Consider the following 13,029-nt stretch of genomic DNA (forward strand, 5'->3'; position numbering starts at 1 on the left):
TTGTTGCTCTAGTCCTGAAAAAATGGACTTTTAAATTCCAATAGAAATTAAAGCTTTTAAAGAATATAGCAAAGTAATTAAGCGAAAAGAGCACTAAGATAGGCTTATCCTTTAGAAGCGCTTATTACGAAAGACAACCATCATTGCGATTATATTTCACATCATTGTATTAGGACTTAAATCGATTGATATCATTAAATCATCTGAACTCATCTCTTGCTGAAAGTGTTCAATGATTTTTCGTAACGTTTCATGTAAGTTCTTTTCCCGCTTGTATTTTACCATGCATTGATATCGATATCTATCTTTGATCCTTGGAATTGGTGATGCTACAGGTCCAAGGATCCTTGTCTCATTAGAAATATTTCGTCTCAGGAACTTGACGATCTTCTCCGTAACTGTAACAACCTTCGTTAATTCTGGGTGGGAAACAGTTAAAAGTGCTATATAATAATAAGGAGGATAAGCATGGCTTTTTCGAAGAGACATCTCTTGGTCGTAAAATGAACCATAATCATATTGACTTGCAAGTTGAATACTATAATGCTCTGGTGTATAGGTTTGAATAATGACCTCCCCAGGAAGCTCATGCCTACCTGCTCTCCCACTAACCTGTGTTAGTAGTTGAAACGTTTTTTCAGATGCACGAAAGTCAGGTAAATGAAGCATCGTGTCTGCTGTTAATACACCAACTAGTGTGACATCTGGAAAATCAAGACCTTTTGCTATCATTTGTGTTCCTAGTAAGATGTCAGCCTCTTTATTTCCAAACTTGGTCAGTAATTTCTCATGTGCACCTTTTCTACCCGTTGTATCTACATCCATTCGGATAATCCGAGCTTCTGGGATGACCTTTACTAATTCCTCTTCCACCTTTTGCGTACCTGTACCAAAAAAACGAATATGATCACTTTGACATTCCGGACAGACATTAGGCATGTTCTCCTCATGACCGCAATAATGGCATTTAAGTTGTTGACCATGGCGGTGATAGGTTAGTGAAATATCACAATGAGGGCACTGAATGACATAACCGCAATCTCTACACATGACAAATGAAGAATATCCTCTTTTATTTAGAAAGAGTACCGTTTGTTCTCCTTTTTCAAGTCTTTCTGTTAATTTCTCAAGTAAGGTGGTAGAAAACATCGTTCGATTACCATTTCTGAGTTCTTCCCTCATGTCGATTATCTCAACGCTGGGCATTGATCTTTTGTTAACACGTTCCTTTAAGGTTAGTAGCTTATATACTCCTTTTTGAGATCGTGCGAATGATTCTAGAGTTGGTGTTGCACTACCTAACACTACCGGACATCTATGAAGCTTCGCTCGATATATTGCAACATCACGTGCATGATAACGGGGATTTTCCTCTTGTTTATAACTTGATTCATGCTCTTCATCAATAATTATCATACCGAGATTTTCAAATGGAGCAAAAATTGCAGATCGTGCTCCTACGACGAGCTGTACCTCTTTTCGTTGTATTTTCCGCCATTCATCATATTTTTCACCTGTTGAAAGTCCACTATGTAGGACAGCCACTTTAGATCCAAAGCGGCCTTTAAAACGATGAACCATTTGGGGAGTTAGTGAGATCTCCGGAACAAGGACAATGGCTTCCTTCCCATTATTAAGTACTTCCTGTATAGACTGTAAATACACCTCTGTTTTTCCACTACCGGTTACTCCATACATAAGAAATACATCATGATTGTTTTCTTTAACGGAAGATAAAATTGGTGTTATTGCATGTTGCTGCTCATCATTCAATGTTAACGGTGTTGTTTTTTTAAAATTTCTGTCTTGGTAGGGATCACGATAAACCTCTTTCAATTCCTCACTTAAAATCCCCTTTGCCACCAACGCCTTAACAGAATGATCAGATGTATTAGCTTCAACTAACAAATTCTGTAATGGTATTTCACTTAATTGTTTAGAAATAAAATAGCTAATAATCTCTATCTGTTTTTTTGCATTAGTAGGCATCTCATCAATCAGTTCTGCTAATTTTTCAAAAGATGCAATCCGCTTTATTAGTTTTATGGTTTTTTTGTTCGTTTTTTGTTTTACTTTATAAATGATTTCAAGATGACCTTGCTCTATTTCCTTTTGGATGACTCGAAGTGAAATAGATTCGCCAATCTCTTTTAAATCAATTTGATGCCTTTTTTGAAAAAATGATTGAACATCTTCTGATAATTGTTCTAGTGAATCTGTTATTAGAACAAGTAATTTATCATATTTTGCCTTCATAGCTGAAGGTAGCATGGCTTGAAATGCTGATATTTTAAAACATAGTGTTTTTTCCGTTAACCAATGACCTAATTGCAATAGTTCATCAGTTAAACAAGGTGTCAAATCTAATAATTCCGATATAGCCTTTAATCGTTTAACCTCAGAATGTTCCTTAACTTCAATAACAAAGCCCTGAATTTTTCTAGGACCAAAAGGTACAATAACTCTCATACCAGGAACCACTAAGTTATTCCATTCATCTGGAATCTTATAGTCGAATGCACGATCTGTCTGCATGGCTGGGACATCCACAATTACACTTGCAAATCTCATTACCCTTGCTCCTTTAATAATAAATAAACTTTTTCTAAGAGCTTTTTTGCAACATCATGCTTTGTCATGATCGGTAACTCTACTTTTTCATGATTACGGTCAAATATGGTCACGATATTTGTATCTGTACCAAATCCCGCTCCACTTGAAGTTATATTATTGGCAACAATTAAATCTAAATTCTTTTTCAAAAGCTTATTTTGTGCGTATTCGTCTACATTTTCAGTTTCCGCTGCAAATCCAACTAGTAATTGATTCTTTTTTAATGTTCCTAATTCTCCTAAAATATCTTTTGTTCTCTCCATTTCAATATGAAATGCACCGTCCTGTTTTTTTAGCTTTTGTTGATAAGTGTTGGACGGTCGATAATCAGCTACAGCAGCGGTCTTAATCACAACATCTACCTTAGGATATAACTCGATTACCCTTTCATACATCTCCTGTGCTGATTCTATATAAATAGTCGTAATATTTTCAGGTGGTGTAAGTGTTGTTGGTCCAGTTATAAGCGTAACATTAGCTCCCAGTTTTTCTGCCTCTTCTGCTATTGCATAGCCCATCTTCCCTGTCGAGTGATTTGTTAAATATCGAACAGGATCTATTTTTTCACGTGTAGCACCAGCAGTAATTAACATTTTGACGTGATTAAGCGGCATCCCAGTTTCTAATCTATCAAAGTGTTTTTGCAGGAGAGTTACAATTTTTTCTGGCTCTTCTAATCTTCCTCTACCTACATATCCACATGCTAAAAAGCCTTCACTCGGTTCAATAAATTGATATCCATAATCGTAAAGTGTTTGGATATTTTTTTTAACCGCAGGATGATCATACATATGTACATTCATTGCAGGGGCAATCCATACCTGTGCTGTTGTTGCTAGAATCGTTGTTGTAAGCATATTATCAGCAATTCCGTTAGCAATCTTTCCGATAATGTTTGCTGTAGCCGGAGCAATAAGAACCAAATCAGCCCAATCAGCTAAATCTATATGTGCAATCACTGCTGAATTCTTCTCATCAAACGTATGAAAGTAAACATCATTTCGGGAGAGGGCTTGAAAGGATAGAGGTGAAACAAATTCCATAGCAGAATCAGTCATAATTACCTTCACTTCTGCTCCAGCTTGTACCAATTTACTAGTTAAAGCTACAGCCTTATATACTGCTATTCCACCACTTACACATAATAATATTTTTTTTCCAGATATCATAAGTTACACCTACTTTAATATGTCTTATATTTTATATTATATCATTAAGACAAGCCTACACGCCCTTTTGCAGTCTTATTAAAAGGTAAAACTCATTGTAGAAGTAAGTAAGAAAAAAATAACAACCTAGTAGCTAGGTTGTTATACAGGTTTATTTTTCTGGTCTTTCGTAATCAAGAAGACCGGAATCAATTTCTTCCAAAGCTTTTCCTACGTATTTAAACGATACTGGCTTAACAATCTGTTGATCATTTTCTTCTTGCATCTCTCGAGCACGTTTTGCAGAAACAGTTACAAGTGTATATTTTGAATCTAGCTTATTCATTAAGACATCAATAGATGGATATAACATATTTATTCAACCTCCAGAATTTTTTTATAGCGCGGTGCTACTCGTTCACGTCTGCAATGCTCTGCTGTAACTATAGCCTTAATACGGTCACAAGCTAGCAGTACATTATCATTTTCAACAACGTAATCATAGGCATCCATCATAATTATTTCTTCTTTCGCAATTTTCATACGATTATTGATTAATTCCTCTGTTTCTGTACCTCTTGTTACAATTCTGTTTTTTAGCTCATTTAAACTAGGCGGACTTAAAAAAATGAATAAACCTTCTGGGAACGTATTACGTACTTGAAGAGCCCCTTGCACTTCGATTTCGAGAAAAACATCTTTACCTTCGCTTAATGTTTTTTCCACATAATCAACTGGAGTACCATAATAATTACCTACATATTCAGCCCACTCGAGAAGTTTATTTTGTGCAATCAAGTCTTCAAATTCCTGTTTTGATTTAAAGAAATAATCAATCCCGTCTATTTCACCTTCTCGTGGGTTTCTAGTTGTCATTGATATTGAATATTCAAATGCTGTGTCTTTTTGCGAAAACAACTCTTTTCTAACCGTTCCTTTTCCTACTCCAGACGGACCTGATAGGACGATTAATAATCCTCTTTCTTTAATCAATGCTCGTAATCCCTACCCTTCATCTGAAAGATCTTCTTTATTTGATAGCCTTTGAGCCACTGTTTCAGGTTGTACTGCAGATAGGATGATATGATCACTATCCATAATGACAACTGCTCTTGTCCGACGGCCGTATGTAGCATCTACTAGCATGCCTCTGTCTCTTGCATCTTGAATCGTTCTCTTGATTGGAGCTGATTCAGGGCTGACTATAGAAATGATCCTGTTTGCTGAAACAATGTTGCCAAAACCGATATTGATTAGTTTAATGCTCATATATGTTCCCCCTAGTAAGACACCACTATTTTTGCCTTCCAAGCCCTTTTATAATCAATAGTATGATACCCTATTCAATATTTTGGACTTGTTCCTTTAATTTTTCAATAAAACTTTTTAATTCCACAACATTTTCTGCGATATTTTTATCATTTGCTTTCGAACCAATCGTGTTTGTTTCCCGATTTAACTCTTGTACTAGAAAATCTAACTTTCGTCCAACTGGATCTAATGCATTTAACGCATTCTTAAATTGATGAATATGACTTTGTAGTCTTGTTAATTCTTCAGAAATATCTACCCGATCCGCAAACAATGCAACTTCAGTCAATATTCGATTCTCATCAATCTGACCAGATACAAATTCTGCTACCTTTTTTTCAATTCGCTGGCGATATTGATCAATAACATGCGGTGCAGATTTCCTTAGCTCTATCACTGTATTCGTCATTTTTTCAAGTCCCTGGTTTAAATCCCTTGCTAATTGAATACCCTCTGCCTTTCTCATGTTCAACAATTGCAATACAGCAGTATCAATAATATGTAAAAGTTCTCCTTCAAAATCATCAGTAACAATGGATTCTTCCCGAATGTTAATTCCTTCTCCTAATGCAATTATTTGATTAAGGGTAATTTCATCTGTTAGAGAGAAGCGCTCTTTCATCTGATGAAGTGAATCAACGTATTGTGATAATAAGTCCCAATCTATTTGAACAGATTTCCCAGCAACTGAGTCACCTTCTAAATTAATGTAAACTTCAATCCGTCCTCTACTAACAACTTGAGCAATACTTTTTTTTATTTTATCTTCAATATTCAAGAACTGTTTTGGCATTTTTAGACTTATATCCAAAAACCTATGGTTTACTGACTTCATTTCGACGGTAACAAAACAAGAATGAATTTGCCCACTTGCACGACCAAATCCAGTCATACTAACAACCATTAATGTTCACATCTCTTTCATGCTACATTGTTTTGTGTCATTTTCTTCAGCGAAATATTTTCTATTAATAGATGTCTTGCTTATAAGCTAAGGCATGAACCCTTCTTTCATTAATTAGGCTCTTTTCTAAAAATTTGTTGCTCTAGTACGAATTTATGATCTAAATTGAAGCGATCTCCAGAAGGGTTATCAGAGTAATTTAGCGAAAAGAGCACGAAGATATACATAAAACGTGTACATCAGTACTTTGTACGGATAACAACAATCTTTGTGAAAACAGCCATTAATTATGTATTGATTTGCTAACAAATAAAGGGGATGACTTTTCGGGTCACCCCCTTTTGGATTATACCATATGTTTTGCTGATTTTCTTGTTAAAAGTGAGCCCGCAAGTAAAAAAGTTGGAATTGCAGATAATCCTAATATTAATAGCCAGTCTCTTAGTAAGATTGGTATCGTATGGAAGATCGGTTGCAATGGTGGATAATAAATGACGACAAGTAACAATAAGATTGACGAAATGACTGCACCGAGTAAATATAAATTTTCAAACGGATTCCGTTCGAATATAGACTTTTCACTGCGACAATCAAATACATGAATAAGTTGTGCCATTACTAAGGTAGCAAAAGCGATTGTTTGGGCATAAGCAAGATCGTCCGGATTTCGACCATACACGATCATGAATGCAGCTAACGTAACTATTCCAATTAAGAACCCTCGCGATATGACCTTCCACCCCAAGCTCCTCGCAAAGACACCTTCTTTAGGATGCCGCGGTTTCCGCTTCATTAAATCACCTTCAGGTTGATCTAAACCAAGTGCCATTGCCGGCAAACCATCTGTAACTAAATTCACCCAAAGGATTTGAATTGGTACAAGTGGTAAAGGCAATCCTAAGATCATTGCAAAAAGCATGACGAGTATCTCACCTACATTAGAAGCAAGAAGGTAACGAATGAATTTACGAATATTTTCATATATATTTCTACCTTCTTTAATAGCTGATTTAATAGTTGCAAAATTATCATCCAATAAAATAAGTGATGAAGCTTCCTTGGCCACATCAGTACCTGTGATTCCCATTGAAATACCAATGTCAGCAGCTTTTATAGCAGGTGCGTCATTAACGCCATCACCTGTCATTGCAACAATATGTCCTCTGTTTTGTAATGCCTTAACAATTTTGAGTTTGTGCTCTGGAGAAACTCTTGCAAATACATATACATCGTCAACAATGGCTTCTAATTCATCCAAAGATAACGCAGATAAGTCTTTTCCTTCTAATACTCTTCCATTCGTTGGTAAAATATTTAATTGCTTGGCAATTGCTTTTGCAGTTATGACATGATCCCCGGTAATCATTACAGTTTTAATACCGGCATCACGACATTCTTTTACAGCTTGTTTTACTTCTGGTCGAGGTGGATCAATCATCCCTTGTAATCCAATGAAAACTAAATCTTTTTCTGCCTCAAAGCATGTATTTATGTTTTCTGTTCCTGTTAAGGGCTTGAATGCAATAGCTATTGTTCTAAGAGCCTGTGAAGCAAGTGATTCAACTGCAATATTCACTTTCGAATCAAAATCACCAGTTAAATCTTCTTGTTTTTCATTCCATAATATCTTTTTCGAAAGGCTAAGCAATACATCTGGTGCACCCTTGGTAACAACAAAACGATTTCCTGTTTTATCCTTTACGACCACACTCATCATCTTACGTGTAGAATCAAACGGAAACTCTTCAATAACTTCGAAACTTCTAAGTAATCCGTCTTTTCTAAGACCAGCTTTCATAGCAGCAACTAATAATGCACCTTCAGTTGGATCACCATCAAGATGAAATTGTCCATCCTTATCTACAATTGTAGCACTATTGCATAATGAACCAAATGTTAGAATTTGCTTAAGCGTTTTGGTTTTAGCTACATCAGTTTCTCTATCATCGTCCATAAACTCACCATGCGGATGATAACCGGTACCAGTTACACTCCATAATTTATCACCAGACCAAACATGTGTGACTGTCATTTTATTTTGCGTCAATGTTCCAGTTTTATCTGAACAAATTACAGAAGCACACCCTAATGTTTCAACGGCTGGTAACTTCCGTACAATCGATTTTTGTTTTATCATTCTTTGCACACCAAGCGATAAAGCCACAGTAACAATAGCTGGCAAACCTTCAGGAATTGCTGCAACCGCCAATGATACTCCTGCTAAAAACATATTATAGAGGTCATGGCCTTGCAGGACACCTATACCAACCACAAGTACTGTAAGAAAAAGCGCAACAACAATTAAAATTTTACCCAATTGTTCTAAGCGAAGCTGTAGTGGTGTTTCCATTGTTTCAGCATTTTGCAGGAGATCAGCGATTTGACCCATTGCTGTATTCATACCTGTTCCTACAACAATACCAATCCCGGAACCCCTTGTTACCAAAGTTCCCATGAAGACCATGTTTGTTAAATCACCTAGTCCGACCTCTTGTCCCTTAATTGGTTGAGTCCATTTTTGAACAGGTAATGATTCACCCGTTAGAGCAGATTCCTCAATTTCTAAACTTTTTGTTTCAACTAAACGCATATCTGCTCCAATTCGATCACCACTTGTGAATTTCACAATATCTCCTGGAACTAATTCTTTCGAAAGAATTTTTGACCAATTGCCATCTCTTAGAGCTATTACTTGAGGAGCTGATAACTCTTTTAATGCATCAAGGGATTTTTCCGCTTTTCTTTCTTGAAAATAACCTAAAACACCATTTACGATAACAATTGCTATGATGGCAATGGCATCAATATATTCGCCTAATAAACCTGAAATTAATGTTGCAGCTAGTAGCACTAAAACCATAAAATCTTTAAATTGATTTAAAAACACTAAAATCGCGGAAGGTCTGTCCGCCTCTTTTAATTCATTTAACCCACATTTTTGTTCCCTCTTTTTTACCTCCTTACTTGTTAATCCTGAGTCAACATCGACATTGATTGATTTCATTACTTCCTCTGATCTCATTTCATGCCATTTCATGAATCACCTACACACCCCTTAAACAGACAGAATTTTCACGACTGATATACGAACTATATCTTGCTTAAATACTACTTTCCCTTACCTGCACCTCACTGAAATAGGAGTATCCAAACATAAGAAACTCAGTATTAGTACCATTTCACCTTACTAAAAAACACACTATCGGAAGGATCATATAAGACAACTTATTCAGCCTCGTCCAAAAACATGCTATAATTAGTTAGAAAACTTAACAGCAAGTAGTACAGAAGGAGATTATGCCATGTCATTCGATGGTTTGTTTACATATGCAATTACCAAAGAATTAAATACAACAATTAGTAATGGAAAAATCACAAAAATTCACCAACCTTACAAATATGATCTAATCTTCCAAGTAAGGGCTGGGGGGAAAAATCATCGATTGTTTCTTTCTGCCCATCCAAGTTATGCTAGAATCCATTTAACCAATGAAAGTTATGAAAATCCTAGTGAGCCACCTATGTTTTGTATGCTTTTACGAAAGCATTTAGAGGGTGGAGTAATCGAAAACATACAACAGCTTGATATGGAAAGAATTATAGTCATAGATATTAAAAGTAGAAATGAACTTGGTGATCTAACAGAAAAACGATTAATGGTGGAGATTATGGGGAGGCATAGCAATATAATTCTTGTCGATAAGGATCGCAATCTCATTTTAGATAGTGTGAAACATTTATCTCCTGCTGTGAATCGTCATAGAACGATCCTACCCGGACAACAATACGTGTTACCTCCTGGGCAAGGTAAAGTAAACCCAATGGATGCAGACGAAGAAGTAATTTTGAAAAAATTGGACTTTAATTCTGGAAAACTTGATCAACAACTAGTTCAGCAGTTTGCTGGTGTATCTCCACTTTTTTCAAAAGAAGTCATTCATCGTGCTGGATTAGTCAACCGGAATACGGTACCCGCTATCTTTTTAGCGATGATAAATGAGCTTAGGACAAATAATATTGAGCCAAAAATCTTCTATAAAGAGAACAAAGAGCTTTTCTATATGCTGAACCTTACGCATTTAGAAAATAATAAAACAAAATCCTTTACGAGAATATCTGATTTATTAGATCGCTATTATTATGGGAAATCTGAAAGAGACCGCGTAAAACAACAAGGAAATGATCTTGAACGTTTTATCATAAATGAAAAGAAGAAAAATGAAAATAAAATTAAAAAATTAGAAGCAACCCTAAGTCAAGCAGAAAAAGCAACTCAGTTTCAGCTATTTGGTGAATTATTAACGGCAAATTTATTTGCGATTAAAAAGGGTGATAAAACAGCCCAAGTTATCAATTATTATAAAGAGGATAATGAAACAATTACCATTCCTTTAAATGTTCAAAAAACACCTTCAGAAAATGCACAAAAATACTTCTCTAAATACCAGAAAGCAAAAAACTCGGTTGAAGTAGTTCAACAGCAAATTGCATTAGCCTCCAATGAAATTAACTATTTTGAAGGTTTAATACAGCAAATTGAATCTGCATCACCTCGTGATATTATTGAAATAAGAGAAGAATTAATGGAGGGTGGGTATTTAAAACAAAGACAATCACGAATGACGAAAAAGAAAAAACCAGTCAAACCATTGTTAGAACATTATATTTCAAGTGATGGAACAGAAATTGTCGTTGGAAAGAATAATAAACAAAATGAATATTTAACTAATAAATTTGCAGCACGTGATGACGTATGGTTCCATACGAAGGATATCCCAGGTTCTCACGTTGTTATAAGAAGCAAAACTCCTTCTGAAGAAACAATTTTAGAAGCAGCTAACATCGCAGCCTATTTTAGCAAAGCCAAAAATTCAAGTTCTGTACCCGTAGATTTCACTGCAATTCGCCATGTAAAGAAGCCTAACGGGTCCAAGCCAGGCTATGTTATTTACGATAATCAACAAACTGTGTATGTAACACCCAATGAGGATTTAGTTTTCCGCTTACGAAAAGGATAAAATGTAACTTAATCAAAATTTGTACACCATCGTTCAGTAAAACGATGGTTTTTTTGTTAAGGCTCGTTTCTAAAAGTTTGTTACTCTTTACTAATTTCGGATTATTATGTAGTAAGATACTTTTACTCAATGAAAAAAGCATGCGATTAAGTAATCGCATGCTTTTTATTAATATTTTTAATTTTAATACTGCTTGTATGACGGAACATCTAAAACTAGTTGATAAGAATCTATTAAACTATATAAATTATAGATTTGATTTGTTTGCTTTTTCGCCCAACCAATATCTGTCGCATATTGGTGAGAAGCATAACCATTTATTACGGCAGAGCTAGGATTCCATCTCATTTTATAAAGGGTATCTTGACCTGCACTAATGTAGCCCTGGCCAATAAATTTCGCTCCTCCAATAATCGCCTCTTCTGGTGTAAACCATCCTGCATTATATGCGTATTGAGCTCCACTAGCTAATGCTGTGCCGTCATAAGCACCTATTCCATACATATTATAAACAGTTTTCCCATTGACTTGCACCCCTCTAGCTAACTGGGAGGCTCCATTACCAGTTTCTAATAAAGCATGGGATATTAAATAAATTTCATTAACATTATACGTTTCTCCTGCAGAAATAAAAGCAGAAGCTAAGCCCTGCAAAATTCCCTTTCCTGAGAGAATGCGCTGATTCACTTCAGCAGCATTAAGATTTGCAGGCTGAGATAATTTTAAAAATTGAAGCGAATCAACCGTCGTATCCAAATGATTTGAAGGATTTAAATAATACTTAACATCTTCTGGACTAGCATTCACCCAAGATTTATCATAATTAATCTGATACCAGTTATATCCATCAGATCCCAATGTTTTGGAAATGATTTGTAGATTTGCTCCCCCATTTACTTTTCCTACTACCCAATGAGATGGACCAGCACCTCCACGAACATTCCATGTCGACCCCTTAACTCTTCCACTTGTCGAACTAGTTAACTCTATCGCATCTTCTCTTATATAGGTATTATATTTTTTATCCGTCTGGGGATTCACTGTCATTTGTATGTCTGTCAGATCATCCAAGCTAATATCATAATGCTCTGATGTTTTATCCGATTCATCAACTGAGGTATTGGGATTAAATGGTTCTGTCGTAGTTAAATACTGGGAACTCACATAACCAGTCTTACCATTTGCTGTCACCCTTGCCCAATCGTTCTCCTCAGAATGAACAGTTACTACTGTACTTCTAGAAAGTTTAGTTAACACTGATGCTTTAGTAGAAGCTTCAGATCTCATATTTAAGGATGATCCATATATAACATTTACAAATTTTGAAATTGTTTTTTCATCATTGTTTTCTGTTTCACCTGAGTTATTATCAGGAATAGTGTCTTTTTCTGTTTCAGTTCCAGCATTAGGTTTAGTAGTTGCTAAAAATTCCGAACTTACATACCCCATCTTTCCATAAGCTTTTACTTTTGCCCACCCGTTGGAGTCTTCATAAACAGATATCTCACTACCACGTGGGAGTTTAACAATAATTGATGAATTCATTGAAGCACTATTTCTCATATTTAAACTTGATCCAAGACTAACATTTACAAACTTCATCTCTATTATTAGTTCTTGATCATCCGTTTCGTCTGAATTTGATGAAGAATTCGAAAGATACTTAGAACTAACATATCCTTCCTTTCCATTCACTTTAATTTCCGACCATCCATTTGACTCTGAATAAACAATTACTTCTGTACCTTTTGCTAATGTAGATAAAATTGTGCCATTCATGGACGCAGAATCTCTAACATTCAATTCTGAGCTAGTACTAACATCTACATACTTTGTAATAGTCGTTTGAGGTAAAGTTGGGTTACTGCTACTATTACTTGGTTTTGTAGAGATTAGATATCGACTGCTAACATATCCAATTTGACCAAATACTTCCACCTTAGCCCAACCATCAGATTCAGAATACACCTTAACTTCTTTCCCTTTTGCAAGCTTCACAATTATAGAAGAATCTGTCGATGCATCCTTCCTCATA

The 13,029-nt window shown here is 35.6% G+C and carries 9 protein-coding genes; 1 reads left to right on the forward strand and 8 read right to left on the reverse strand.

The genetic code is table 11. The features are described 5' to 3' along the window. Window positions 1–156 precede the first annotated feature (156 nt). The 7 genes from priA to AC6CHR_RS02325 form a co-directional block, all read right to left on the reverse strand. A complete protein-coding gene (gene priA, locus AC6CHR_RS02295) occupies window positions 157–2,571 on the reverse strand; it encodes a primosomal protein N' (RefSeq protein ID WP_498246830.1) in 2,415 nt (804 codons plus the stop codon). Beyond that, on the reverse strand, window positions 2,571–3,782 hold the full coding sequence (coaBC, locus tag AC6CHR_RS02300; RefSeq protein WP_498246832.1) for a bifunctional phosphopantothenoylcysteine decarboxylase/phosphopantothenate--cysteine ligase CoaBC: 1,212 nt from the start codon (window positions 3,780–3,782) through the stop codon (window positions 2,571–2,573). The genes priA and coaBC overlap by 1 nt, the downstream gene beginning before the upstream one ends. Before the next feature lie 151 nt (window positions 3,783–3,933). Beyond that, a complete protein-coding gene (rpoZ, locus tag AC6CHR_RS02305; RefSeq protein WP_498246833.1) occupies window positions 3,934–4,134 on the reverse strand; it encodes a DNA-directed RNA polymerase subunit omega in 201 nt (66 codons plus the stop codon). A gap of 2 nt (window positions 4,135–4,136) precedes the next feature. Next, entirely contained in the window at window positions 4,137–4,751 is a 615-nt protein-coding gene (gmk, locus tag AC6CHR_RS02310; RefSeq protein ID WP_498246869.1) for a guanylate kinase, read from the reverse strand. A gap of 15 nt (window positions 4,752–4,766) precedes the next feature. Next, complete coding sequence (gene remA, locus AC6CHR_RS02315) at window positions 4,767–5,030, reverse strand: extracellular matrix/biofilm regulator RemA (RefSeq protein WP_498246834.1); 264 nt, start codon at window positions 5,028–5,030, stop codon at window positions 4,767–4,769. A gap of 70 nt (window positions 5,031–5,100) precedes the next feature. Further along, a complete protein-coding gene (locus AC6CHR_RS02320; RefSeq protein WP_498246835.1) occupies window positions 5,101–5,964 on the reverse strand; it encodes a YicC/YloC family endoribonuclease in 864 nt (287 codons plus the stop codon). A 358-nt stretch (window positions 5,965–6,322) separates the two neighbouring features. Further along, entirely contained in the window at window positions 6,323–9,013 is a 2,691-nt protein-coding gene (locus AC6CHR_RS02325; protein ID WP_498246836.1) for a calcium-translocating P-type ATPase, SERCA-type, read from the reverse strand. Window positions 9,014–9,278: 265 nt separating this feature from the next. On the opposite strand from AC6CHR_RS02325, the gene AC6CHR_RS02330 reads away from it, so the two are divergent. Then, complete coding sequence (locus AC6CHR_RS02330) at window positions 9,279–10,994, forward strand: Rqc2 family fibronectin-binding protein (RefSeq protein WP_498246837.1); 1,716 nt, start codon at window positions 9,279–9,281, stop codon at window positions 10,992–10,994. Window positions 10,995–11,177: 183 nt separating this feature from the next. Here the strand turns inward: AC6CHR_RS02330 and AC6CHR_RS02335 are convergent. Next, window positions 11,178–13,029, reverse strand: a 1,852-nt coding sequence (locus AC6CHR_RS02335; protein ID WP_498246838.1) for an SH3 domain-containing protein, incomplete at its 5' end; no start/stop codon positions are given.

The organism is Metabacillus sp. GQ13, assembly GCF_059758525.1.